The organism is Flavobacterium silvaticum, assembly GCF_012911565.1.
In the GTDB taxonomy this organism is placed as follows: domain Bacteria; phylum Bacteroidota; class Bacteroidia; order Flavobacteriales; family Flavobacteriaceae; genus Flavobacterium; species Flavobacterium silvaticum.
The window spans coordinates 12,245-36,721 of sequence record NZ_JAAMPU010000102.1; the positions used below are offsets into that span (position 1 = coordinate 12,245).

The following is a 24,477-nucleotide window of genomic DNA, read 5'->3' on the forward strand; positions in this document are numbered from 1 at the left end:
TGATTTCAATATTGTAAATTCCAAACTATTTTTGCACTGTTGAAACGGAGTAGTTAACCGTTTCGATCTGTAAGTTTCATAATTTATAGTTTGGTTGGTTAAGACATAAGACCCGGTTTGCATCTGCAAGCCGGGTTTTTTGTTTTATTTAGGTTATTTTGGAATAAATGTTGTCAGGCGGGCGCGAAAAAAATCCTATTTTTAAGCTATGAAAAAGATATTGCTCGGTTTTCTTTGTGTGATTTCATGCGCTTTCCAATCTGCTTCCGTCCGCGAAGACGCATTCGATGTCGGCGAATATTTCAAATTTCGCATCCACTATGGTTTCGTCAACGCCGGATATGCAACGCTTGAGCTAAAGGAAGCTCAGCTAGGCTCAAAAAAAATCTTTCATGCCATAGGAAAAGGCTGGACGGTCGGAATGTCCAAGCTTTTCTTTAAAGTGGAAGACAGATATGAAAGTTTCTTTGATAAAAACACCTGTCTGCCAACACAATCGGTCAGGAAGATAGACGAAGGCGGATACACCAAAGACCAGGAAACCTTCTTCAATCAAACAGGTAACCGCGCTACGTTCAAGGATTACAAACGCAAAACAGAGAAGGTGCTGGTAACTCCGGACAACGTTCTTGATGTAGTTTCGATGTTTTACTATTTGAGAAATTATCCAACGATCGATAAAATGAAAGTTGGCGAAGCAATCACCGCTGATATGTTTTTTGACGATGAGGTGATCAAATTCAAGTTAAAATATATCGGTAACGAAAATGTAAGCACTAAATTTGGCACCGTTCCGTGTATGATTTTCAGGCCATTGGTGCAATCGGGTCGTGTTTTCAAAGAGGAGGAAAGCTTAACCATCTGGATTTCAGATGACGACAATAAAATTCCCGTTCGCATCAAGGCAAGTCTCGCCGTCGGCTCCATAAAGGCCGATCTCGAAGCATACAAAGGGCTCAAACATTCATTTAAAATCAAACCCGAATGACCCAACCCGACATTCCACAGGAATTGCTCGAGCAACTGGAGCAGAAATATGCTTCTATAGGACAAAAGACCGAAACGCATCTTGAAGGCCTGCTTTGGTCAAAGCCAATAACGTATTGGGATTATATACAGACCGATGCACTTTTGAATCTTCAAATCCAGCGTACCACATTGCCAGATGAAATGGTATTTATCATGTACCATCAGGTCAATGAGCTTCTCTTCAAAATGGTGCTTTGGGAACTCGACCAGATTTGCCATACCGAAAAACCTTCTACTTCTTTTTTTACTGAAAGATTGATGCGGATCAGCCGGTATTTCGATTTGCTGACATCGTCGTTTACCATCATGGGCGACGGAATGGAAGTGGGCCAATACATGAAATTCCGTAATACGCTGACTCCGGCAAGCGGTTTCCAAAGCGCACAATATCGTTTGGTGGAATTCGCTTCTACAGATTTAATCAACCTTATCGATTATCGTTTTCGGGATACCATCGACAGAAACACGCCGTATTCACACGCTTTCGAGCATTTGTACTGGCAGGCTGCGGGCAAGGATTACAAAACGGGAAAAAAGTCCTATCTGATCCAGCAATTCGAGAAAAAATACAAAGACGAATTCCTCAAATTCATGGAAGAATACAACACGGTGAACCTGTGGCGTAAATTTTCGGAATTGCCGATAGAAGACCAACAAAACGAGGAATTACGCCAGGCAATGCGTCACTACGACCACACTGTCAATATCAAATGGGTCATGGGTCATTTGAATGCGGCACGAAAATACATCGACAGCGGGCACGGTGACGGAGAAGCCACAGGCGGAAGCGACTGGAAAAAATATATGCACCCAAAATACCAGAGACGCATCTTTTTCCCGGCGTTATGGTCTGAAGAAGAACTGGCGAACTGGGGCAATGAGGCCTACGAATCCACTAAAAAAGTTTGATGTTGAAGAGGCTGATTCCACTATTGGCTTTGCTCGTCATCGGGCTCAATTCCTGCCAAAAATCCAAGGACGAACCAATTTCAAAGAAAATAATGGTGGGAAAGCTTCCCGAAACCATGGAGTTTGGATTTAAACTCAACGATTTTAATGTGGTTCGCGATACGATTGTCAGCGGAGATACTTTTGGCAGCATTTTGGGCAAGCAAGGGTTCAATCCGTCTCAAATCCATGAAATCGTAGAAAAAGTCCGCGATACGTTCGATGTCAGGAAGATCCGGATTGGGAAAGCTTACACGTTATTACAATCAAAATCAGCCGATCATAAACTACAGGCTTTTGTATACCAGCCGGACAGATTGAGTTATTATGTGGTGGATTTGCGCGATTCGGTAACAGCTTATAAAAAGGTCAAACCCGTAAAAATCCGCAGACGCACCATTGCCGCGAGCCTCGACGGATCTTTGACCGAAGAACTCGAAAAACAACACGTCGATACAGGCCTGGCGACACAGATTTCACAGGTTTACGCCTGGAGCATCGACTTTTTCAAACTTCAGAAAGGCGACCGATTCGCGATAACGTTCACCGAACGATATATCAATGATTCCGTTTATGACGGAGTCGAAGATTTTGAAGCCGCGTTTTTCGAATACAAAGGCAAGTTGGTTTACGCGTTTCCGTTTAAGCAGGACACGACTTCCAACCGCGTCGATTATTACGATGAAGAAGGAAAAGTCCTCAAGAATTTCTTCCTCAAGGCCCCTTTGAAATTCAGCCGCATTTCTTCCCGATTTTCAAGGAACAGGTTCCATCCGGTACAGCAAATCTGGAAAGCGCATAAAGGAACAGATTACGCCGCTGCAACCGGAACGCCAATCATGACGACAGCTGCTGGCGTAGTGGAACAAACTGGTTATACCGCCGGAAACGGAAATTTCGTCAAAGTCAAACACAACGGAACCTATTCGACCCAATACCTGCATATGTCCAAAATTCTTGTCCGTCGCGGCCAGCGCGTTTCACAGGGACAGGTAATCGGCAAAGTGGGAAGTACGGGTTTGGCGACAGGTCCGCATGTATGCTACCGATTTTGGAAAAACGGTGTACAGGTTGATCCGTTGCGCTTAAAATTACCTAATTCGGTTCCGATGAACGACAAATACAAACCACGTTTCCTATCTGAAATCGCACCTCTTAAAAAGACGCTTGACAGTGTTGCCATCGCTAAATTCGGCAGCCTACAGAAAGCATAACACAAAAGCATTCGGCCTATATGTGCCGAATCGTTATTTTTGCACCCAGAAATCAATCGACATGTCATTAGCCAAACTAAACCCGACGCAGACAGCGGCCTGGAAAAAACTCGAATCGCATTTTAACGAGAACCATCATCTGGAGATGAAACACTTGTTTGCACAGGATTTGAACCGTGCGAATGAGTTCAGCATACAATTCGGGGATTTTTTCCTTGATTACTCCAAGAACCGGATTTCGTCTGAGACCATAAAATTATTGCTCGAACTTGCCAACGAATGTGGTTTGGACAAGGCAATCGAGTCCTATTTCAAAGGCGACCTGATCAACCAAACTGAGAACCGTGCAGTACTACATACGGCTTTACGTGTTCAAAATGAAACACCGGTTTTGGTCGATGGGCAAGATGTAATCCCGGAAATCCGTTCGGTACAGCAAAAGATGGAAGGCTTTACGGCCGAAGTCATTTCCGGTTCACGCAAAGGTTTTACCGGAAAAGCGTTTACCGATGTTGTCAATGTTGGTATCGGCGGTTCCGATTTAGGCCCTGATATGGTTGTAGAAGCGCTTAAATTCTACAAAAACCAATTGAACGCGCATTTCGTTTCAAATATAGATGGCGACCATGTAAACGAAATCCTGTCCGGACTTAATCCTGAAACGACGCTTTTCGTAATCGTATCCAAGACATTCACGACACAGGAAACGTTGACCAATGCCGAGACGATTCGAAAATGGTTCCTGAAATCTGGCACACAGCAAGATGTGGCAAAACATTTCGTAGCTGTTTCGACCAACATTAAAAAGGTTACGGAATTTGGCATTGCCGAAGAAAATATTTTCCCCATGTGGGATTGGGTCGGCGGACGTTTTTCATTGTGGAGTGCCGTCGGATTGACCATCGCGCTCGCCGTGGGATACGATAATTTCGATCAGTTGCTCAAAGGCGCAAACCGAATGGACGAGCATTTCAAATCTGCCAAACATTCCCAAAACATTCCGGTTGTATTGGCTTTGGTCAGCATTTGGTACAATAATTTTTACAAAAGCGAATCGGAAGCGATCATTCCTTACAGCCAATACCTGAAGCGACTCTCGGCTTACCTGCAGCAAGGTGTCATGGAAAGCAATGGAAAAGATAAAGACAGGAATGGCAATGCGGTCAATTACCAAACCGGGACAATCGTTTGGGGTGAACCGGGTTCAAACAGCCAGCATGCCTTTTTCCAATTGATACATCAGGGGACAAAATTGATTCCGGTAGACTTCATCGGATTCAAAAGATCATTGCATGGCGATCAGGATCATCACAATAAACTGATGTCTAATTTTTTCGCACAGACCGAAGCATTGCTAAACGGAAAAAATACAGCAACCGTAAACGCTGAATTCGCTGCCCAGGGAATTTCCGGAGAACAAGCTGATTTCCTGCGTTCGTTCAAGGAATTTGCCGGAAACAAACCGACCAATACGTTGCTTATCGATAAACTCACGCCCGAGTCGCTTGGTGCTTTGATAGCGATGTACGAGCACAAAATTTTTGTACAAGGCGTCATCTGGAATATTTTCAGTTTTGACCAGTGGGGCGTGGAATTGGGGAAACAACTGGCAAATGTGTTGCTGTCTGAAATCGAAAGTAAAAACATAGGAAAACACGACAGTTCGACGACGAATTTGTTGAAGCATTTCCTCGACGCTTAATCTGGTTCGGCCCGTCGAAAACGTTTTTGTCGGGATTTTACTATATTTGGTTTCCAAACAGTATCTGTATGTACGAATTTATCCAAAAAGCACATTCCGGTTGGGCATACATCGTTTTGCTCACTTTAGCTATTGCAGCAGTTAATGCATTGGCCGGAAAGCTTTCGAACCGTCCGTTCAAAACCAGTGACAGGCAAATTTCATTATTGGCTTTGATAGCGGCGCATACACAATTGGTCATTGGGTTAATACTGTATTTCGTGTCCCCGTTGGGAAAAGATTCGCTTGGCGTCATGACGGGTACACAACGATTGACCTCTCTTGAACATCCGCTGATAAATCTGATTGCGTTGGTCCTGATAACAGTAGGTTGGTCGGCACATAAACGCAAAACAGAAGATGCCAAAAAGTTCCAGGTAATTGCATTAATGTATTCCATCGGATTGGTGCTGATTGCAAGCAGGATCCCATATCAATTGTGGTTTTAACGAACCAAAATCAAGGCGCCTCGGGCGCTTTTTTATTCTATAGGAACGGTGTTTGCTAATGGCGCGCCGCAAAATTATTTCCGAATGAAACAGTACCTTTTACTATTCCTTTTTTTGATTTGCGGCTTTGGTGTTTTTAGCCAGGCTCCGGCCGCAGTCACTAGTTCACCCAAGACTTCTCAGGATACGATTAAGAAGAATGCCGTCATTGCAGACAGTCTGAAACTCGTTTCCAACTTAAAATTGAAACCTTTCAAAAAAAATGCGCATGCTTCGTATTACGCAGAAAGATTCAACGGGAGACGTACCGCAAGCGGAAGAAAGTTCGACAACAACAAATACACGGCAGCACACAGGAAATTGCCTTTTGGAACTAAAATTAAGGTGACGAATGAAGCGAATGGTAAATCGGTCATAGTAGAAGTCACTGATCGTGGGCCTTTTACCCGCGGACGCGATATTGACCTTACAAAAAAAGCCTTTATGGAAATTGCCGGAAAAGGTTGGGGCGGTGCGCTCAAAGTAACTATTGAGATTATCCAATGAAGAAAGTTTCCGTTGTCATCGTTTTTATCATAGCTTTGGTTGCTGCTTCGTGTTCGTCTTCGAAAAATGCTTCGGCAAGTATGTATAAACGACATGCAGAAGCCTCATATTACGCAGATATGTTCAACGGACGCAAAACGGCAAACGGAGAACGCTTCAGTAATAACGATTTGACCGCGGCTCACAGAAAGTTGCCCTTCGGAACCAAAGTAAAAGTGACCAATGTAGCCAATGGCGAATCGGTCATCGTAAAAATAAACGACCGCGGCCCGCAAAAGAAAAGCCGCGAAATAGATTTGTCAAAGCGTGCGTTCATGTCTATTGCAGACAATAAAAACCACGGCACGCTGACGGTAAATCTCGAAGTTATCCGATAAGGATCGACTATTCCTCTACATCGATTTCGGAACATTAACAAAACATTAAAGTTCGGTAAACGCCGAACCAACCGAACTAATCCTAATTTTGGACTTCAATTTTTTATAATGGAGCTGGAGAAGGAAAAGGCGGAATTGATTGAAATGTTCGGAGTGCATTTCGAGCGGCTGTATCATTTGCCGCCGTTGGCATCCCGGATATTGGGCATCCTGATTTTAGACGGATTCAACAACGGGATTACATTTGAGGAATTGGTAGAAAGGACGCATTCGAGCAAGAGTTCCGTATCGACCAATATTCAACTGTTGCTCAAAATGGGCAAGATCAATTATTATACGGTGGCCGGTGACCGCAGGAAATTTTTCAAGCCGTCGCCTTTTAGTGAAAGATTGGATAATTATCTGAAAATCATAAATTTTGAAAAAAAGATAATAGAGCGAATGATCAATTACCGCAAAGAAACTTCTACGGGAGCGCTGGAAATCCTGGATCTGAAGAATATCGTAGCCTACCAGCAACACGTTCTCGACGCGGAAAAAATGCTGTATCGCACGATTGAAAAATTCCGAGAAATCGAACAGACAAATAAAAATCAATAACCTTAAATAGATACCAATGAAGAATGCCTATCTGCTGTCAGTAACCGCATCGTTGCTTTTCCTTTCTTGCGGCAAAAAAGAAGAACAGGCGCCGCCACCTGCGGGTCCAATGCCTTTTCCGGTCCAGACTATAGCACACCAGGATGCGACCATTTATCAGGAATATACGGCTAACCTTGAAGGCCGGCAGAACGTTGAGATACGGCCTAAAGTAAGTGGCTTTATCCAGAAAACGTTCGTAGATGAAGGCCAACAGGTTAAAAAAGGGCAGCTTTTATTTCAACTGGAAACCAATACGCTTTCACAGGATGCCGCTGCTGCAAAGGCTGCCGTAAATGCCGCACAGGTTGAAGTGGATCGTTTGGCGCCACTTGTCCAACGCAATATCATCAGTAATGTTCAATTGGAAACGGCTAAGGCGAAACTTTCCCAGGCCAAAAGCAATTACGGCAGTATTGCAGCCAACATTGGTTATGGCAGGATAACTTCACCGGCCGATGGTGTAATAGGAAGCCTTCCGTATAAAAACGGAACACTTGTAAGCGCTACGAGTGAAAAGCCGTTGACAACCGTTTCTGACAGCCGCGATATGCGGGCTTATTTTTCGCTCAATGAAAAGCAGATGATTGACTTTTCCAAAACCTTCAAAGGCGCGACACTTGCCAATAAATTGAAAAATGTGCCGAGCGTGGAATTGTTGCTTGCAGATAATTCGGTGTACGATCAAAAAGGCAAAATCGAAACCATCAACGGGCTTGTAGATCCACAAACGGGAACAACCCAGTTCCGTGCGGAATTCCCAAATCCGGAAGCTGTTTTGAGAAGTGGCGGAACCGGAACCGTACGTTTGCCGGTTGTCCAGAAAAACGTAATTGTGGTTCCTCAAAATGCGGTCATCGACATGCAAGGCAAACAGCTGGTTTATGTTTTGGGTGAAGGCAATAAAGTCAAATCGCGCATCATTAAAACCAACGGAACTTCCGGCCTTGATTTTATTGTTACCGACGGATTGAAAGACGGGGAACAAATCGTGGTAGAAGGTGCTTCTAAAATGAAGGACGATATGCAGATTGCGCCTCAGCAGAGACAAGCCGAAACCAATTCCGCTGCAAAAGACACCGCAGCCCAACCCGCCAAATAAGAATTTATGTTTAAAATATTCATAGAACGTCCGGTACTTTCAACGGTCATCTCCATCCTGATTACCATTCTTGGTATTTTGGGATTGACGTCTTTGCCGATTGAACAATATCCGGAAATCGCGCCACCAACGGTTCAGGTGACGGCGACCTATACAGGAGCGAATGCAGAAACGGTACTGAACAGTGTCGTGATTCCGCTCGAAGAAGAAATTAACGGTGTCGAAGGAATGACATACATGACATCGTCAGCTGCAAACGACGGATCGGCAAAAATCACGGTATTTTTCGAATTGGGCATCAATGCCGATATCGCAGCCGTAAACGTCCAGAACCGCGTGGCACGTGCAACGAGTAAGCTGCCACAGGCCGTTGTGCAGACCGGTGTAACGACATTGAAAAGCCAGACATCGGCACTCATGTTCCTGTCGCTCTATTCTGAAAATCCGGAATACGATGGGACTTTTGTCCAGAACTACGCCAAGATCAATCTTGTTCCGCAATTACAGCGTGTAAAAGGTGTCGGACAGGTAAACGTATTCGGGGCCAAGGATTATTCAATGCGTATCTGGATCGACCCGGAAAAAATGGCCGCTTATAAAATAGCGCCAAAAGATGTACAGGCGGCACTTCAGGAGCAAAACGTAGAAGCCGCGCCGGGTAAATTCGGGGAAAATGCAAAAGGAGTCTACGAATACGTGATCAAATATAAAGGGCGTTTGTCAAAGACCGAAGATTATGAAAACATCGTCATCAAGTCTGACGGGAACGGAAATTTTGTCCACCTGCGTGATGTAGCTACAGTCGAACTCGGCGCTTTCAACTATGGGGCGAAGAACTTCGGTATGGGTAAAGAAGGTGTTGCCGTGGGTATTTTCCAGACATCGGGTTCAAATGCCAACGACATCATCGAGGAAACCATGAGCATCCTTAGCGAAGCCCAGAAGAATTTCCCCGACGGAATCAAATATGTCGTTCCGTTCAACACCAAAACCTTCCTCGACGCATCGATCGAAAAGGTAATCTCGACATTGATCGAAGCGTTCATACTGGTATTCATCGTTGTATTCCTGTTCCTTCAGGATTTCCGGTCAACATTGATCCCTGCCATCGCAGTTCCCGTGGCCATCGTGGGAACGTTCTTCTTTTTGAATGTGTTCGGGTTTTCCATAAACCTGCTTACCCTGTTTGCACTGGTACTCGCGATTGGTATTGTGGTCGATGACGCGATTGTGGTTGTAGAAGCCGTCCATGCCAAACTCGACGAAGGGGAAAAATCGGCTAAAAAAGCGACTTTGTCAGCCATGAGCGAAATCACGGGTGCCATCATCTCGATTACGCTTGTCATGGCGGCGGTATTCATTCCGGTGACTTTCCTACAAGGGCCTTCCGGGGTTTTCTATACCCAATTTGCGATAACGCTTGCGGTTGCCATCTTGATTTCGGCCGTAAATGCATTGACGCTGAGTCCGGCTCTTTGTGCACTGTTCTTAAAGCCACACGATGAATCGGAACACCATAAAAAGAAAAATTTCAAAGACAGGTTCTTTATCGCTTTCAACGCAGGCTTTGACCGTATGAATGCGAAATATGTCAAGTCGCTTCGTTTCCTTGGAGCCAAAAAATGGATTACGGCTGCGGCACTTCTGGTTTTCGTTGGAATTATAGTAGTCTTATTCAGAAGCACACCAACCGGATTCATCCCGAACGAAGACCGTGGAATCATCATGGCCGATGTCACATTGCCTCCCGGAACTACGCTGGAGCAGACGCAATTGACCGTAAACAAGCTGGATTCGATTCTCGTTTCCATGCCTTTGGTAGAGGAACGGATGAGCGTTGTCGGATTCAGTTTGCTCAACGGTGTCAACGGTGGATCTTATGCGTTTAGCGTCATCAAATTAAAGGATTGGAAAGACCGTAAGGAAGCCAATCAAAGTGTGGATGCGATAGTAGGTGAATTGTTTGCAAGGACAGCCGGTTTCAAAGACGCCAAAGTATTGTTCTTCACGCCTCCAAGCGTCCAGGGCTTTGGTACGGCCGACGGTTTCGAACTCAAGCTCCAGGACAAAGGAGACGATAGCTGGCAACAGGTGAGCCAGGTTACGGGGGAATTCCTCGGGGCCTTGAACCAACGTCCGGAAATCCAGTACGCGATGACGAACTTCAACCCGAATTTCCCTCAGTACAAAATGGATATCAATGTGGAGAAAGTCAAGGATGCGGGCGTTTCCGTTTCCGATATCTTCAATACCATGCAAGGATATTACGGAGGTTTGTATACAACAGATTTCAACAGATTCGGAAAACAGTTCCGTGTCATGATCCAGTCAAAACCGGAAGACCGTGCCGATGAAAACTCAATCAACAACATCTACATCAGGAACGCCGCCGGACAACAGGTCGCTATCAGCCAGTTCATCACCTTAAGCCGTATCTACGGACCTGAAGCCGTTGCCCGTTTCAACATGTTGAAGGCAGTGAACATCAATGGTAAGGCAAAACCCGGATTCAGTTCGGGTGATGCAATCAAGGCCGTCCAGGAAGTCGCAGCGCAGCATTTGCCTAAGACATACGGTTATGAATTCTCCGGAATGACACGTGAGGAAATCATAGCCGGAAACCAGGCCGCGGGAGTGTTTTTGCTGAGTCTTATTTTCGTTTATTTCCTACTGTCGGCACAATATGAAAGCTATCTTATTCCGTTGGCGGTCATCCTGTCACTGCCGGTTGGGGTTGCCGGAGCAATCGGTTTCGTGAAACTCGCCGGATTGGAAAACAATATTTATTTCCAGGTGGCACTCATCATGCTTATCGGTTTGCTTGCCAAAAACGCCATCCTTATCGTGGAATTCGCCATGCAGAGACGACGGCACGGAATGGAAATCGTACAGGCGGCTATTGAAGGAGCCAAAGCGCGTCTTCGCCCGATTTTGATGACATCGCTCGCCTTTATCTTTGGATTGATGCCACTTGCCTTTTCGTCGGGCGTGGGAGCCGTCGGAAATAAATCGATTGGGATGGGTGCTGTTGGCGGAATGCTTGTCGGAACTGTTTTCGGAGTATTCGTGATCCCTGTGCTTTATGTCATCTTTGAAAGTCTGCAGGAACGTATTTCCGGAAGGCCGCACGACAGGAATGAAGAATCTGAATCTGAAGAAAATCTAAACGCGACCCAATCATGAAAAGACATATCAGCAAAATAACCCTTGTCGTTATTGCAGCCGCGCTCACGCAATCGTGTTTTGTGGCCAAGAATTACGATAGGCCACAAGTCCAGACCGATAATTTGTACCGCCCTGAAAACCAATCACAAGATACTACTTCGATTGCCGATTTGAGCTGGGATAAATTATTCACTGATCCAATCCTTCAAGGTCATATCAAAAAAGGTATCCAGAACAACCTTGACATGCGTATCGCTTTGCAGAATATCGCAGCTGCCGAAGCCAATTTCAAACAAGGAAAAGCAGGTTATTTCCCGAGCTTAAGTGCAGGAACGGACTGGACGCACCAACAGCTTTCCAAGCAAAGCCAGCTAGGTGCTTTTCTTCCGGACAGATCTGTAGATCAATACCAGATTACGGGAAGCCTGTCATGGGAAGCTGACATTTGGGGTAAAATCAGGAGTACAAAACGCTCAGCACAGGCACAATTACTGCAAACCACTGCGGCAAGACAGGCTATACAGACACAGGTCGTTTCCGGCGTAGCATCAATGTATTTCCAACTTATGGCTTTGGATGCGCAACTTCGCGTCATCGATTCTACTTTGGATAACCGTGTCAAAAGCGTAGATGTAATCCGGTCACTAAAAGATGGAGGCGAAACCAATGAGGTCGGGGTCAAGCAGACCGAAGCTCAGCTATATGCAACCCAAGTGCTGGCAGAAGACATCAAAAGCAATATCATCCTGTTGGAAAATTCACTCAGCATCCTGCTCGGCAATACACCGGGTAAAATTGAACGCAGCGTTTTCGAAAACCAGAAAGTAGCTGCAGAAATCAAGCTTGGCGTACCCATGTTACTCTTGAGTAAACGGCCAGACGTCATGGCCTCCGAATACAATCTGGTGAATTATTTTGAGATGACGAATGTGGCCCGGAGTAATTTTTATCCCTCATTTAAAATCACCGGGACAGGCGGATTCCAAAGTATCGATATCAACCAACTGTTAAGCAGCACGGCACTTTTTGCCAATGTAGTTACCGGATTGACCCAACCTATTTTCAACCAGCGAAAGATCAAGTCTTCTTATGAAGTGGCCAAAGCGAACCAGGAAAAAGCATACCTGCAATTCCAACAGTCATTGCTTACGGCTGGGCGTGAAGTTTCCGATGCTTTGCAACAATACCGCAACGAGACCACCAAATTGGACATACGCGCCAAACAGGTTGATGCGTTACGCCAGGCGGCCAACTTTTCTGATGAATTGCTCCAGTACGGATTGGTGAATTATCTGGAAGTATTGACGGCAAAAGACCAGGCGCTCAATACGCAATTGGACTACATAGACAACCAATACCAGCAGTATAATTCAATTATCTTGCTTTACAAAGCCCTTGGTGGCGGATGGCAATAAGTGTCTGATTTAAATTAAAAAAAAGCCGTCGTTTTCCGCGATGGCTTTTTTTAATGGCAGAAATCGTAGGCACTTGACAATTCGTTGCTTTTTCCGGTCTGGATTATATCATGCGTCATGAGTCTTTCTCCTGAAAGAACTTTGTTCATAAACGCAAGAATACGCTGAGGTTCTTTTTCGATAACAAAGCCGCTATATTCGTGACCGCCGCCGCAATAGGTGTAAAGCGCGCCAGAACCTTCGAGTTCACCAATTCTACCAAATATACTGTAAGATCCAAAAAGCATCAGCCAACCGCTTGATCCCGGCGGGCAATAATGATGGGCAGCGGTAGCATAAGGAACGGTTTTGTCACCGTTTCCGTGATACAGGAGCATGGGAACTAAATTATCTTGTGTAATCAGGTTCAGATCCATAATAGCTCCTGCGCCTGAAATCAGCCCGGCATATTTAAAAGTATCAGGAAGATTGTTCGGGTACAGGCTCATGGATTTCCTGTCCCAATAAGCGGCGTGTAGTAGTGCTTCGGCTCCCGCGCTGATTCCGGAGACGAAAATCTTTGAAGCATCTATCCCGAATTTGTCCTTGTTTTTCAAGAAATAAGAGGTTGCAAGCCAGATATCATTAGCCCCGAACTGGAACGCCTTTACTTTTTCGGTCAATTGTCCGTCGCAACTGAACTTTTTATTTTTCATGTACAGCGTATAGGAAATGGTCGCGGCCGCATATCCGTTTTGAGCGAGGTATTTACAGAAATCATAACCGGATTGACGTTCGCCTCCCGAAAATCCGCCACCGTGTACATGTATTATCAATGGAATCGGTTCCTTTGGCATCTTTTCCGGAAGAAATAAATCGAGCTCAAGTTTGAGCGTATCGTTTGCGAAATATGTTAGTGTCTGTTGTTTTTGTGCCGATGCCGAAAGCGCAACGAACAGCAATCCTAAAAAAAGTTTTTTCATCACCGTTATTTTTTTGCCGAAACCTTGAGGCCGACGCTTAGGATATTCGGAAGGTAAGAAGCCCCAAAATCATTTACGATTTTTACTTCGTAATGTCCGGGCTGTAATGCTTTTGGTGGTTGGATGACATGCCACAAATCGCAATAATCACCGGAACAATCACCTGTTTCTTTTCCGTCTGAATCTTTGATTTCTATGGTGACATTGTCTTTTTCGATATGGCCATCTGGATATTTGAGTTCAAGGATCAACGGCACTTTCGCGAATTGATAATCGTAGATATGGCTGAAGAAAATATCGAACGAATAAACTCCGGTTTTTTCGATGTCGACCGAAAAATCAAGTGATTTATCCTTTTGCCATCTGTTGTTCTCGAAGCTGTCGACTTTTTCATTGAACACGGCATTCCCGTCGCAACCGAAAATAGTAAGTGAAAAAACCGAAACCAAAAGCATAAGTATTGTTCTCATGATAATTGTGTTTTTATGTGACCGATTATTTGTGAAGCATGTTCGCGCGAATTTTCAATGAACCATTTATGTGTCTGCATACCGCCGCACACAACACCTGCCAGATACAATCCGTTGACGTTGGATTCCATCGTATCGGCGTTGTAATTTGGAATCTGTTCCATATCATCGGATAACGTCACGCCCGATTTCTTTAGGAAACTAAAATCCGGCTGATAACCCGTAAGTGCCAAAATGTGTTTCGCTTTGAGCCGATGCATGCCGGTTTCGTCTTTCAATTCAAGGCCGTCGGGGAAAATTTCAGTGACGCTACTGTTGAAATAAGCCTTGATGCTTCCTTCGGCGATTCGGTTTTCAATATCGGGCTTGACCCAATACTTGACGCGGTCGTTTATTTCACTTTTGCGAATGACCATCGTGACATTCGCGCCTTTTCGCCAGCATTCGAGAGCGGCATCGACAGCCGAATTATTAGCCCCGATGACTACGATATCTTCAAATGCATACGGATGTGCTTCTTTGAAATAATGCGTCAGTATTGGAAGATTTTCGCCTGGGACATTCAAGTAAATCGGAATGTCGTAAAAACCGGTCGCGACAATCACAAACCGGGAACGAAAGGTTTTGCCTGCTGATTGTACTTCGAATACATCATTGGATTTTTGGACCGAATCGACTTTTGCATACAATTGAATATCGAGATTGAAATACCGCTGGACGTTCCGGTAATACTCCAACGCTTCCTGCCTTCCGGGTTTCGGGCTGATGCAATTGAACGGGATACCGCCAATTTCAAGTCGTTCGGCAGTCGAAAAAAAGGTCATGTGGAGCGGATATCGGTACAGGCTATCAGTAAGCGAACCTTTTTCAAGAATAGTGAAGGTAAGTCCGGCTTTTTGTGCCTCGATTCCGCACGACATTCCAATCGGGCCGGCACCTATGATGATGAGGTCGAAGTCTACAGCCATTTTTTGAACGGATTTTTGCTCAAATGCGAATTGTAATAGCGAATGTCGCCGGTCACTTCCAATCCGAGCCAATCAGGACTTTCGTAAACTTCAGCTTCATCTTTGAGTTCCAGTTCTGCCAACACAAGGCCATCGTTTTCCCCAATAAATTCATCTATTTCGAAAAGATGTTTGCCTACAGGTACATGATAGCGCATTTTTTCAATCGTACCGTCTTCGCAAAGCTTGAGTAACTGTCTGGCTTCGAGTAATGAAATTTCAGTTTCCCACTCGAATCGCGTCGTCCCGGAATCGTTGCTCTTTCCTTTGATGGTTATAAAACCGATTTCACCCATGATGCGGATGCGCACCGTCCGATCCGGATTGCTGTTCAGATAGCCTTGCGCAATATGGTGACGCGAAGTTGCCGAATATTTGAAGGCAGTGGAGGAAACAAGGAATTTCCGTTCGATTTCAAGCATGAAATAGCGTGTATTTTAGCAGCAAGTTAAGGAAATAATGTGGTTCAATTTGTATTTTTACCCAAAGCACAACTATGATTTTGGGCAAAAAAAAGAGAGCCGGAACCACTCAGATTTTCTGGACAGACCAACTTGCTGCATGCCTCGAAAAATCGGCTGATACGGACGACCCTCAATTATTGGTTGATATTATCCAGGCTATAAGGCCAAAAAATGCATCGGCCAGGGATAAATTTGATTTGCTTCCGGTGCTTGAATTCTTTCGCGACAATCCGGAAACCACACAGAAACTTTCCCGTTATCTTACGTTGTTGTTCAAAGGAAAAAAATTCAGTAGGTTCCTTTCAGACGCTGCCATATTGCAGGGATCGGATTTCTTTTATGAAATAAAGAAGCGCATCTCACACAAGATTCTTCCGTATCAACCCGCAAAAGACCAACTCGAATACATTCTAAACCAGGTTTTCTTTTTGGCGACGGACAGGTTTTGGGTCGAGCGGATTCCGATGTGGCAATTGGAAGAGCTATATGATTTATTCGGGTTTTCCTCTATTTATGATACTGTGCAACCGGAAACGTCTTTATCTCAAATGTTACTGGCCATGGATCTCATTATCCAACGCATCAGCGGACGCGCCATGGAAACCGAAGTCTTGCAAATGGTTCCCGAATTCGATGGCATGGAAAGCCCGTTCATTGGTTTTGAACGTGAATTGTTGCAGATTGAGGAACGGCTTCGGATGTCGGACATTCATTATATGCGGACATCCGATTTGATATACAGGCAACTCGTCGTGATGCATCACCAGAGCATGGAGTTCGTCGATAAGGCATTCGCGAACAGCGGAAAATACGGAATCAGCATCCGTGTCAATCAAAGTCTGCTCAAAATACGCCAGCAGTTGGAACGATTGGGCGTGTTGATGCCGTTGCTTGCCGCAGATGAGCATTCGCAAAAAAGAACCAATTCCATAAAATTGGCTCTTGAACTTATCAAATACAATTGCCACAAGAACAACATCCGTAAATTCCTTTCGGAAAGTACGCAGCTTATCTCGTACGAAATCACGCAACATACGGCCAAAACAGGCGAACATTACATCACAGGGACAGGGAAGGAATATTTCAGGATGCTCCGGTCTGCCATGGGCGGCGGATTTATTGTGGGTTTTTTATGTCTTTTCAAGCTTCTGCTGTCCAAAGTAGACACCAGTATTTTTGGTCATGCTTTTTTGTATAGCATGAACTATTCGCTCGGGTTCATACTGATTTACCTCACAGGCGCCACACTTGCAACCAAACAACCCGCCATGACTGCATCGGTGTTGGCCCGATCCATTGACGATGAAAGCCAGAAAGGAAAACCGGCGGAACGCTATACCAAATTCGCTGTGTTGTTCGCGCGTGTTTTCCGGTCACAATTCATCGCATTTGTCGGGAATGTCATCATGGCCTTTCCGGTTTCATTGGCTTGCATTTATCTGATCGATTGTTACGCGCACCACAATATCGCCGACTCAAAATGGCTTAAGCTTATGGCCGACTTAAGCCCGATCCATTCACCTTTGGTTTTCCATGCTGCCATTGCGGGCGTGTTCCTGTTTTTGTCGGGTATCATTTCCGGAAGCATCGCAAATAGCGACAAACACAATCAGGTGTATTACCGGATTCAGGAGCATCCGCTGCTCAAGAAAAGTATCGGAAAAACGCGGACACAAAAACTTGCTGCCTGGTATGAAAAACGCTGGGCCGGCGTGGTTTCGAATTTCTGGTTTGGGATTTTTATGGGAAGTGTGGCCCCGATTGGCATTTTTCTCGGGCTTGACCTTGACATCAGGCATATTACATTCGCAAGCGGAAATATGGCTTTGGGTCTTTACGGAAGTCATTTTCAGGTATCGACTTATTTGCTGTCATGGGCTATTGTTGGAATTCCGTTGATCGGGCTTGTCAATTTCCTTGTTAGCTTTGGGTTGTCGGCATCCTTGGCTTTGCGTTCGCGGAATATTTCACTTTTCGAACTCAGTCTGGTCAGCGTTGCCATTTTCAGGCATTTCAAATCCAAACCCGCCAGTTTCTTTTTCCCGACCGAAAAACAATCTGAAAAAATAGTGGCAGAATCGGCATCGTGACTATGGAGCCCAAAGTTTTACGCAAAATCATTCATGTCGATATGGATGCGTTTTATGCATCGGTAGAACAATTGGATAACCCGGAATTGCGTGGAAAGCCGATTGCCGTTGGCGGTAGCGAAAATAGAGGCGTTGTTTCGGCGGCGAGTTATGAAGCACGAAAATTCGGTGTCAGAAGTGCTCTCAGTGGTGTTTTGGCTAAAAAGTATTGTCCTGAAATTATTTTTGTCCGACCCAGATTCGACCGATATAAAGAAGTATCGGCCCAGATCCGGAAGATATTTCTCGAATACACGGACAAAGTAGAACCATTGTCACTTGACGAAGCCTATCTCGATGTCACCGAAAACAAAAAAGGCATTCCAAGCGCTTCCATCATTGCTGAACAAATTCGCGCGCGTATCCTTACTGAAACCGGATTAACCGCATCAGCTGGAATATCAATAAATAAATTTGTCGCGAAAGTCGCATCGGACTACAACAAACCCAATGGACAAAAAACCGTGGCTCCCGATGAAGTCATTCCTTTTCTGGAAAACCTGCCCATTAAGAAATTCTATGGTGTAGGAAAAGTGACGGCTGAGAAAATGTATCAATTAGGAATCTTTACCGGAAAAGATCTGAAAGAACGATCGGAAGAATTCCTTGAGAAGAACTTCGGTAAATCGGGGCCGTATTATTACAACATCGTCCGCGGCATCCATAACAGTGAGGTCAAATCAGAACGCATCGCCAAATCGGTAGCTACGGAACACACCTTTAGCGAAAACCTGACATCGGAAGTTTTCATGCTTGAAAAGCTCGAAAAGACGGCTGCTGAACTCGAAAGACGCATTGGCCGATACGGAATTTCGGGAAAAACCGTAACACTCAAAATCAAGTACAGCGATTTCAGCCTGCAGACGCGAAGCAAAACATTTCCGTATTACATCGCTCACAAATCGCTGCTTTTTGATGCGGCAAAGGAATTGTTGTATCAGGAAAAAATGAAGGAATCGGTGCGGCTGCTTGGGATTTCACTCAGTAATCTAAACACCGAGGAAAAAAAGACGGTCGCCGTCCAGCTCAAGTTCGATTTCTAAAAAAAACCGCCCTTATGAGGCGGTTTGTAATTCGATATATCTGAGACTATTCTATTTCTGAAACTCTCAGTGTATTGACCATTCCCTGATCGGTAACCGGCATCGCGGCCAGGTTGATAAGGAAATCACCTTTTTCGACGAATCCGGCAATTTTTGCCATCTGGTTTATATCGACGACAGTTTCATCAGTACTGACGGATTTGTCGTAGAAGAATGATTTGACGCCCCAAAGCAGGTTCAATTGCGTCAGGATTCTTCTGTTGGATGTGAATACGAGAATGTGCGAAGTCGGGCGCCAGGCCGAAATCTGGAACGCCGTGTAACCGCTGTTGGTCAACGTACAGATCGCTTTGGCCTTGATCACGTTTGCCATCGATGCCGCATGGTAACATATGGTTTTGGTGATGAAACGCTTGGTGCGTACCTGAGGCGTATTCTGCGGTACCTGTATCAGCGGTGAATCTTCTACGGCTTCAATAATCTGTGTCATTTTTTCGATGACCTGAACCGGATAATTACCAACGGAAGTTTCACCGGAAAGCATTACCGCATCGGCACCGTCCATGACAGAGTTCGCCACATCATTTACCTCGGCGCGTGTCGGTGTGAGGCTTGTAATCATGGTTTCCATCATTTGTGTAGCCACGATTACCGGAATTCTGGCTGTCTTCGCGCGGTTGATCAGTTTTTTCTGGATCAGTGGAACTTCATGGGCCGGAACTTCGACTCCCAAATCACCACGGGCAACCATCAAACCATCGCAAAATGCTACGATTTTATCAATGTTTTCAACGGCTTCAGGCTTTTCGATTTTAGCTACAATTGGAATTTTATAGGCAGAATTCTTCGCGATAAGGTCCTGCAATTCTTCAAGATCCTTAGGCGTACGTACAAACGAAAGCGCAATCCAGTCTACTTCGCATTTGATGGCGAACAAGGCATCTCGTATGTCTTTTTCGGTCAAAGCCGGAAGTGAAACTTTTGTATTCGGGAGGTTCACGCCTTTTTTGGATTTCAAAGGCCCGCCTTGAAGTACTTTGGCGACAACTTCAGTAGATCCGTTTGTAGAAAGGGCTTCGAACATAAGCTTTCCATCGTCGAGAAGGATTTTTTCACCCGGAGTTACATCTGCAGGGAATTCCTTGTAATTCATATACACTTTCTCGGCAGTTCCGGGAATGTCTTCGGCAGTTGTAAAGGTGATGATGTCGCCCGGATTGACAAACACATCGTCTTTCATGACACCGACGCGCAGTTTTGGACCTTGTAAGTCCGCGAGGATGGCAGTAGTATATCCGAATTCTTCGTTAAGGGAACGAATGAGGTCTATTTTCTGTTTGACGTCGTCATAATCGGCATGCGAAAAATTCACGCGAAATACGTTCACGCCGGCATCCATCATATCTCTGAGGACTTCGCGCGTGCTACAGGCTGGCCCGAGCGTGGCTACGATTTTCGTTTTTTTGTTCGTTGGCATGTGGCTTAAAATATTAAGTTGTTTCTTGATTTTATGGTCGATATATCTATGCTGTACGTCATGGTCACCTGTGGAATTTGTTGTAAAGCAGGTGTGATGAAGTCAGGAATTTCATTCGTGTTTTGCAACTGAAGGAAAAAGTCTACTTTTTTGTGTTCCGGAATCAGGTAGGCATTGCTGGAAACACGGGCTTCAACTCCGGAGAATAAATCCAATCCGGTAGTGTTGGGTTTGAAAATGTCAGATTTATTCTGAAGGAGATTCCAGGTGATGTTCGAATTTTCGTCGTCATATACATAACGCGATAAGGAAGCCGAACCGGTTTTTGCGGTAATCTGTATGTTTTCTGGGCAGCGGTTCAGTAACACTCGGAGCTTTTGATTAATCAGGAAGGCCAACCGATACTCCTCTAAAGAAGTGTGTATCGCGATGAGCCGGTAGTCGATTTCATCAAACTCATCGATGAGAAGTTTATGAAGAGCCATTCCCAATAAATAAGCCGTAAATATAGCGTTTCTGGAATAGAAAAGTAAACGCGACACTTAACTTTATTTCCCAATTATCAACGAAAACGATTGAGATTAAACGATGTGCGTTATTTTTTGTTAATTTTTTCCTGAAATGCAAAATATGCGCGTTGGGACGCTTTTTCTTCGGCTTTCTTTTTTGACGTCGCTCTGGCTTTGGCAACTACCTTGTTTCCGATGCTCAGTTTAACGCCGTACATACGTTGTCCGTCGTTCCCGTTATCTTCAAAAACGTCGTAATGGAACGGTTGTTTTTCCTTTTGGCACCATTCGATCAGCAAGGATTTATAACTGATGACTTTTCCTTCCAGCCGTGGAATATCGACATAAGGCTCGATGACTCTTTTTTCGATGAAGATTTCGCAATACCGGTAACCTCTGTCAAGATAAATGGCCCCGACGAGTGCTTCGAATATATTTCCGTGGACGTTTTCACCAAAATGGACCGGCGCGATTTTACTTTCGATGAACCGGACGAGGTTCAAGTCGCGGCCGAGCTCATTCAAATGTTCGCGGCTGACGATTTTCGAGCGCATCTTGGTCAGATAGCCTTCGTCACCAGATGGCACTTCGCGGAACAAATGTGCTGCGATCACGGCACTCAGCATGGCATCACCAAGGAATTCGAGACGCTCGTAATTGACCGGGTTTCCGTCTGAATCGACTTTATTGGACGACCGATGCGTAAAGGTGCGTCGGTAGCATTCCAGATCCAAAGGGGCAAAACCCAGTATTTTCTGCATTTCGTCAAAAAAAATCCCGTCTTCTTGAGAGCGGGATTCTTTCTTATTGAATATGTTCTTTAGTAAACGTTTCAAAAGGTGATCCTGAGGTTATTCGTATTTTTTGACCAATACACAGGCATTGTGTCCACCAAAACCAAATGTGTTGCTCATGGCTACTTTCACGTCCCGCTTCTGTGCTTTGTTGAACGTAAAATTCAATTTCTGGTCTATGTTTTCATCATCCGTGAAATGATTGATGGTCGGAGGAACCGTTCCGTGTACGATAGACAAGATACAGGAAATAGCTTCAATCGCACCGGCTGCACCAAGTAAATGTCCGGTCATTGATTTGGTCGAGTTCAGGTTCATGGTATACGCATGTTGCCCGAAAACCTGCTCGATGGCTTTTGATTCTGCTAAATCTCCAAGCGGAGTTGAAGTTCCGTGCATATTTACGGCATCTACGTCTTCCGGTTTCAATCCGGCATCGCGCAGGCAATTCTGCATTACGTTGCGCGCACCGAAACCTTCCGGATGCGGAGCCGTTATATGATACGCATCGGCAGACATTCCGCCACCGCCAATTTCACAGTAAATCCTGGCGCCGCGGGCTTTTGCATGCTCAAGTTCTTCCAGGATGATAGCACCCGCACCTTCGCCAAGTACAAAACCGTCACGGTCTTTGTCCATGGGGCGCGAAGCCGTTTTGGGATCGTCGTTTCTGGTGGAAAGTGCATGCATCGCGTTGAATCCGCCCATTCCGGCAATGGTTACGGCAGCTTCCGAACCGCCTGTTACCATCACATCGGCTTGCCCTAATCTGATATAATTAAAAGCGTCGATAAGTGCATTCGTTGATGATGCACAAGCTGAAACCGTAGTAAAGTTCGGTCCGCGGAAACCATATTTGATTGAAATATGCCCACCGGCGATATCGGCGATCATTTTAGGGATAAAGAACGGGTTGAATTTCGGGACGCCGTTTCCTAAAGTGAATTCGGTGACCTCTTGCTGGAAGGTCTCCAATCCGCCAATTCCGGAACCCCAAATGACCCCGACACGGTCTTTGTCAAGGGTTTGCATATCGAATTTGGCATCGGCAACCGCTTCTGCAGAAGATACGATAGCATACTGTGCGTACCGATCCATTTTACGCGCTTCCTTACGCTCGACAAAGTCCTCTATATTGAAGTTCTTCACTTCGCAGGCAAACTTGGTCTTGAAGTGCGTGGTATCGAAGTAGGTGATGGGAGCAGCCCCACTGACGCCATTGATAAGTCCGTTCCAGAATTCCTCAACGGTGTTTCCGATAGGTGTAAGTGCGCCTAAGCCTGTAACAACGACCCTTTTTAACTCCATACTGTACTACTTTTATATTTAAACAAAAAATACCTATGCTTTATGTCTGGACGGATCATAAAAAGTCACAGGTATTTGGTATTTTGAGACGATTGAATAATCAATCCGGCGTTTTGTAAAACAAAAACACCCGTATCCTGAACAGACTACGGGTGAATAGTGTATTATTTCTTTGCTTCTTCGATGTAAGAGATAGCCTGACCAACAGTAGCGATGTTCTCTGCCTGATCGTCTGGAATCTGAATGTCGAATTCCTTCTCGAATTCCATGATTAGCTCAACCGTATCCAAGGAGTCAGCTCCTAAATCATTGGTGAAGCTAGCTTCAGAAACCACTTCGTTTTCGTCAACTCCTAATTTGTCTACGATGATCGCTTTAACTCTTGATGCAATGTCTGACATAATCTTTTGATTTTAAATTTTAATTTGTTGGCAAAAATAAAAAACTTTATTGAATAGCTGCCTTTTGGAGATTAATTCTCGAATCTAATTTAAAAAAATTATTCAACAAACCGGATTCAAAGGGCGCTATTATCGTCAATTATTCTTTTTTTTGCCGTGATATTCGCCTTCTATGAAAAAGCTGCTCATCTTCGCCTCGGGTGCCGGAACCAATGCCGCCAACATCATGCGCTTTTTCAAATCAGATGATAAAATCAGTGTGGCCGCAGTATTTACCAATAAGCCGGACGCAGGTGTTGTGGACAAAGCTGCCGATTATCAAATTCCTGTCGTCACATTTACAAAACAGGAATTGCTTGACGGAACCGTGTTGGATAAAATGGCGCAGTTCAATCCGGATTTAATTGTGCTTTCCGGGTTTTTGCTCCATGTTCCATCAGTAATCGTTCAGGCTTTTCCCGATAAAATCGTCAACATACACCCGGCGCTTTTGCCAAAATATGGCGGCCACGGTATGTATGGTATGAACGTCCATAAAGCTGTCTTGGAAAACAACGAACCGGAAACAGGAATTTCGATACACTATGTCAATGAGCAGTATGACGAAGGCGATGTGATTTTCCAGCGAAGCACTTCCGTTGCCGATTGTTCGTCTGCAGAAGAAATCGCTTTACTGGTCCAAAAGCTCGAACACGAATATTTCCCGAAAGTCATCCGTGAAATCCTTCTCGGGAAATGACACCTGAAGTCTACCTGTATACAGATGGAGCCGCAAAAGGCAATCCCGGTCCTGGCGGATACGGCGTGATCCTTGAACTCGCAGGGAAGCCTTATCGGAAGGAGTTTTACGAAGGTTTCAGACACACAACCAATAACAGGATGGAACTGCTGGCGGTGATAGTGGGGCTTGAAAAATTGTTGCGGCCCAAAACAAAAGTGCAGGTGGTTTCTGATTCCAAATATGTTATTGATTCGGTGGTAAAAGGTTGGGTTTTCTCATGGGAAAAGAAAGGTTTTGCCGGAAAGAAAAATCCGGATCTATGGAAACGGTTCCTTAAGATTTACCGGCAGCATGAGGTTACTTTTAAGTGGATCAAAGGTCATAACGCACACCCGCAGAATGAACGTTGTGATGAATTGGCAGTCATGGCTTCAGGCCTTCCACAACTTTCGATAGATTCTTTTTATGAAAAAGAAGACGGAAAAATGTTTTAATCCGCTGAATTTTACCGTTTTATTTTGGCAAAACTTTACAATGGGAATGGGTTGCACGGTTCTTTGTTTCGGT

The 24,477-nt window shown here is 44.9% G+C and carries 24 protein-coding genes; 15 read left to right on the forward strand and 9 right to left on the reverse strand.

Annotated features, from left to right (window positions below):
• Positions 1–208: 208 nt before the first annotated feature.
• From G6047_RS06195 to G6047_RS06245, 11 genes are all read left to right on the forward strand, one after another.
• A complete protein-coding gene (locus tag G6047_RS06195) occupies positions 209–988 on the forward strand; it encodes a DUF3108 domain-containing protein (protein WP_169526621.1) in 780 nt (259 codons plus the stop codon).
• Complete coding sequence (locus G6047_RS06200) at positions 985–1,938, forward strand: tryptophan 2,3-dioxygenase family protein (protein ID WP_169526622.1); 954 nt, start codon at positions 985–987, stop codon at positions 1,936–1,938. The genes G6047_RS06195 and G6047_RS06200 overlap by 4 nt, the downstream gene beginning before the upstream one ends.
• A gap of 2 nt (positions 1,939–1,940) precedes the next feature.
• Positions 1,941–3,191 (forward strand): M23 family metallopeptidase, encoded by a 1,251-nt coding sequence (locus G6047_RS06205; RefSeq protein ID WP_394352499.1) that lies wholly within the window; start codon positions 1,941–1,943, stop codon positions 3,189–3,191.
• A gap of 61 nt (positions 3,192–3,252) precedes the next feature.
• Positions 3,253–4,893, forward strand: a complete 1,641-nt coding sequence (gene pgi, locus G6047_RS06210) for a glucose-6-phosphate isomerase (protein WP_169526624.1) — start codon at positions 3,253–3,255, stop codon at positions 4,891–4,893.
• 68 nt (positions 4,894–4,961) lie between these two features.
• A complete protein-coding gene (locus G6047_RS06215) occupies positions 4,962–5,381 on the forward strand; it encodes a hypothetical protein (protein ID WP_169526625.1) in 420 nt (139 codons plus the stop codon).
• Positions 5,382–5,465: 84 nt separating this feature from the next.
• Positions 5,466–5,927, forward strand: a complete 462-nt coding sequence (locus G6047_RS06220) for a septal ring lytic transglycosylase RlpA family protein (RefSeq protein ID WP_169526626.1) — start codon at positions 5,466–5,468, stop codon at positions 5,925–5,927.
• A complete protein-coding gene (locus G6047_RS06225) occupies positions 5,924–6,304 on the forward strand; it encodes a septal ring lytic transglycosylase RlpA family protein (RefSeq protein WP_169526627.1) in 381 nt (126 codons plus the stop codon). The genes G6047_RS06220 and G6047_RS06225 overlap by 4 nt, the downstream gene beginning before the upstream one ends.
• 108 nt (positions 6,305–6,412) lie before the next feature.
• A complete protein-coding gene (locus G6047_RS06230; RefSeq protein ID WP_169526628.1) occupies positions 6,413–6,904 on the forward strand; it encodes a GbsR/MarR family transcriptional regulator in 492 nt (163 codons plus the stop codon).
• Positions 6,905–6,920: 16 nt separating this feature from the next.
• Entirely contained in the window at positions 6,921–8,045 is a 1,125-nt protein-coding gene (locus tag G6047_RS06235; protein WP_169526629.1) for an efflux RND transporter periplasmic adaptor subunit, read from the forward strand.
• A gap of 6 nt (positions 8,046–8,051) precedes the next feature.
• The gene (locus G6047_RS06240; protein WP_169526630.1) at positions 8,052–11,228 is read left to right on the forward strand and encodes an efflux RND transporter permease subunit; all 3,177 of its coding nucleotides are present in this window, start codon (positions 8,052–8,054) and stop codon (positions 11,226–11,228) included.
• Positions 11,225–12,625 (forward strand): efflux transporter outer membrane subunit, encoded by a 1,401-nt coding sequence (locus tag G6047_RS06245; protein WP_169526631.1) that lies wholly within the window; start codon positions 11,225–11,227, stop codon positions 12,623–12,625. Before G6047_RS06240 ends, G6047_RS06245 begins: the two co-directional genes overlap by 4 nt.
• A 50-nt stretch (positions 12,626–12,675) precedes the next feature.
• Here G6047_RS06245 and G6047_RS06250 read toward each other — a convergent pair whose 3' ends face one another.
• The 4 genes from G6047_RS06250 to G6047_RS06265 are packed head-to-tail and all read right to left on the reverse strand — an operon-like array spanning position 12,676 to position 15,486.
• Entirely contained in the window at positions 12,676–13,587 is a 912-nt protein-coding gene (locus G6047_RS06250; RefSeq protein ID WP_169526632.1) for an alpha/beta hydrolase, read from the reverse strand.
• A gap of 5 nt (positions 13,588–13,592) precedes the next feature.
• Positions 13,593–14,057, reverse strand: a complete 465-nt coding sequence (locus G6047_RS06255; protein ID WP_169526633.1) for a gliding motility lipoprotein GldH family protein — start codon at positions 14,055–14,057, stop codon at positions 13,593–13,595.
• Complete coding sequence (locus G6047_RS06260) at positions 14,054–15,025, reverse strand: YpdA family putative bacillithiol disulfide reductase (RefSeq protein WP_169526634.1); 972 nt, start codon at positions 15,023–15,025, stop codon at positions 14,054–14,056. The genes G6047_RS06255 and G6047_RS06260 overlap by 4 nt, the downstream gene beginning before the upstream one ends.
• Positions 15,016–15,486: a CYTH domain-containing protein gene (locus G6047_RS06265; RefSeq protein ID WP_169526635.1), complete on the reverse strand. Its 471-nt coding sequence runs from the start codon at positions 15,484–15,486 to the stop codon at positions 15,016–15,018. The genes G6047_RS06260 and G6047_RS06265 overlap by 10 nt, the downstream gene beginning before the upstream one ends.
• Positions 15,487–15,560: 74 nt before the next feature.
• Between G6047_RS06265 and G6047_RS06270 the strand changes: the two genes are divergently transcribed.
• Positions 15,561–17,618: a recombinase gene (locus G6047_RS06270; RefSeq protein ID WP_169526636.1), complete on the forward strand. Its 2,058-nt coding sequence runs from the start codon at positions 15,561–15,563 to the stop codon at positions 17,616–17,618.
• Positions 17,619–17,620: 2 nt separating this feature from the next.
• Positions 17,621–18,700, forward strand: a complete 1,080-nt coding sequence (gene dinB / locus G6047_RS06275) for a DNA polymerase IV (RefSeq protein WP_169526637.1) — start codon at positions 17,621–17,623, stop codon at positions 18,698–18,700.
• Between the two features lie 46 nt (positions 18,701–18,746).
• Here the strand turns inward: dinB and pyk are convergent, their stop codons facing one another.
• From pyk to G6047_RS06300, 5 genes are all read right to left on the reverse strand, one after another.
• A complete protein-coding gene (gene pyk / locus G6047_RS06280; protein WP_169526638.1) occupies positions 18,747–20,177 on the reverse strand; it encodes a pyruvate kinase in 1,431 nt (476 codons plus the stop codon).
• Between the two features lie 5 nt (positions 20,178–20,182).
• Positions 20,183–20,662, reverse strand: a complete 480-nt coding sequence (locus G6047_RS06285; RefSeq protein WP_169526639.1) for an IPExxxVDY family protein — start codon at positions 20,660–20,662, stop codon at positions 20,183–20,185.
• A gap of 110 nt (positions 20,663–20,772) precedes the next feature.
• Positions 20,773–21,447 (reverse strand): ribonuclease III, encoded by a 675-nt coding sequence (rnc, locus tag G6047_RS06290; RefSeq protein ID WP_169526640.1) that lies wholly within the window; start codon positions 21,445–21,447, stop codon positions 20,773–20,775.
• Between the two features lie 90 nt (positions 21,448–21,537).
• Positions 21,538–22,788, reverse strand: a complete 1,251-nt coding sequence (fabF, locus tag G6047_RS06295; protein ID WP_169526641.1) for a beta-ketoacyl-ACP synthase II — start codon at positions 22,786–22,788, stop codon at positions 21,538–21,540.
• A gap of 164 nt (positions 22,789–22,952) precedes the next feature.
• A complete protein-coding gene (locus G6047_RS06300) occupies positions 22,953–23,189 on the reverse strand; it encodes an acyl carrier protein (RefSeq protein WP_014166687.1) in 237 nt (78 codons plus the stop codon).
• Between the two features lie 172 nt (positions 23,190–23,361).
• On the opposite strand from G6047_RS06300, the gene purN reads away from it, so the two are divergent.
• A complete protein-coding gene (purN, locus tag G6047_RS06305) occupies positions 23,362–23,928 on the forward strand; it encodes a phosphoribosylglycinamide formyltransferase (protein WP_169526642.1) in 567 nt (188 codons plus the stop codon).
• Positions 23,925–24,404 carry a ribonuclease HI gene (gene rnhA, locus G6047_RS06310; protein ID WP_169526643.1) on the forward strand — a complete coding sequence of 160 codons (480 nt, stop codon included), beginning with the start codon at positions 23,925–23,927 and terminating at the stop codon, positions 24,402–24,404. The genes purN and rnhA overlap by 4 nt, the downstream gene beginning before the upstream one ends.
• Positions 24,405–24,477: the final 73 nt, after the last annotated feature.

Excerpts from the sequence above, each read along its gene's own strand:
- pyk (WP_169526638.1), bottom strand. The coding sequence starts at position 20,177 with ATGCCAACGAACAAAAAAACGAAAATCGTAGCCACGCTCGGGCCAGCC.
- G6047_RS06250 (WP_169526632.1), bottom strand. The coding sequence starts at position 13,587 with ATGAAAAAACTTTTTTTAGGATTGCTGTTCGTTGCGCTTTCGGCATCG.
- pgi (WP_169526624.1), top strand. The coding sequence starts at position 3,253 with ATGTCATTAGCCAAACTAAACCCGACGCAGACAGCGGCCTGGAAAAAA.
- G6047_RS06255 (WP_169526633.1), bottom strand. The coding sequence starts at position 14,057 with ATGAGAACAATACTTATGCTTTTGGTTTCGGTTTTTTCACTTACTATT.
- dinB (WP_169526637.1), top strand. The coding sequence starts at position 17,621 with ATGGAGCCCAAAGTTTTACGCAAAATCATTCATGTCGATATGGATGCG.
- G6047_RS06230 (WP_169526628.1), top strand. The coding sequence starts at position 6,413 with ATGGAGCTGGAGAAGGAAAAGGCGGAATTGATTGAAATGTTCGGAGTG.
- G6047_RS06215 (WP_169526625.1), top strand. The coding sequence starts at position 4,962 with ATGTACGAATTTATCCAAAAAGCACATTCCGGTTGGGCATACATCGTT.
- purN (WP_169526642.1), top strand. The coding sequence starts at position 23,362 with ATGAAAAAGCTGCTCATCTTCGCCTCGGGTGCCGGAACCAATGCCGCC.
- G6047_RS06285 (WP_169526639.1), bottom strand. The coding sequence starts at position 20,662 with ATGGCTCTTCATAAACTTCTCATCGATGAGTTTGATGAAATCGACTAC.
- G6047_RS06225 (WP_169526627.1), top strand. The coding sequence starts at position 5,924 with ATGAAGAAAGTTTCCGTTGTCATCGTTTTTATCATAGCTTTGGTTGCT.
- rnhA (WP_169526643.1), top strand. The coding sequence starts at position 23,925 with ATGACACCTGAAGTCTACCTGTATACAGATGGAGCCGCAAAAGGCAAT.
- G6047_RS06270 (WP_169526636.1), top strand. The coding sequence starts at position 15,561 with ATGATTTTGGGCAAAAAAAAGAGAGCCGGAACCACTCAGATTTTCTGG.
- G6047_RS06235 (WP_169526629.1), top strand. The coding sequence starts at position 6,921 with ATGAAGAATGCCTATCTGCTGTCAGTAACCGCATCGTTGCTTTTCCTT.
- G6047_RS06300 (WP_014166687.1), bottom strand. The coding sequence starts at position 23,189 with ATGTCAGACATTGCATCAAGAGTTAAAGCGATCATCGTAGACAAATTA.
- G6047_RS06240 (WP_169526630.1), top strand. The coding sequence starts at position 8,052 with ATGTTTAAAATATTCATAGAACGTCCGGTACTTTCAACGGTCATCTCC.
- G6047_RS06200 (WP_169526622.1), top strand. The coding sequence starts at position 985 with ATGACCCAACCCGACATTCCACAGGAATTGCTCGAGCAACTGGAGCAG.
- G6047_RS06245 (WP_169526631.1), top strand. The coding sequence starts at position 11,225 with ATGAAAAGACATATCAGCAAAATAACCCTTGTCGTTATTGCAGCCGCG.
- G6047_RS06195 (WP_169526621.1), top strand. The coding sequence starts at position 209 with ATGAAAAAGATATTGCTCGGTTTTCTTTGTGTGATTTCATGCGCTTTC.
- G6047_RS06220 (WP_169526626.1), top strand. The coding sequence starts at position 5,466 with ATGAAACAGTACCTTTTACTATTCCTTTTTTTGATTTGCGGCTTTGGT.
- fabF (WP_169526641.1), bottom strand. The coding sequence starts at position 22,788 with ATGGAGTTAAAAAGGGTCGTTGTTACAGGCTTAGGCGCACTTACACCT.
- G6047_RS06260 (WP_169526634.1), bottom strand. The coding sequence starts at position 15,025 with ATGGCTGTAGACTTCGACCTCATCATCATAGGTGCCGGCCCGATTGGA.
- rnc (WP_169526640.1), bottom strand. The coding sequence starts at position 21,447 with ATGCAGAAAATACTGGGTTTTGCCCCTTTGGATCTGGAATGCTACCGA.
- G6047_RS06265 (WP_169526635.1), bottom strand. The coding sequence starts at position 15,486 with ATGCTTGAAATCGAACGGAAATTCCTTGTTTCCTCCACTGCCTTCAAA.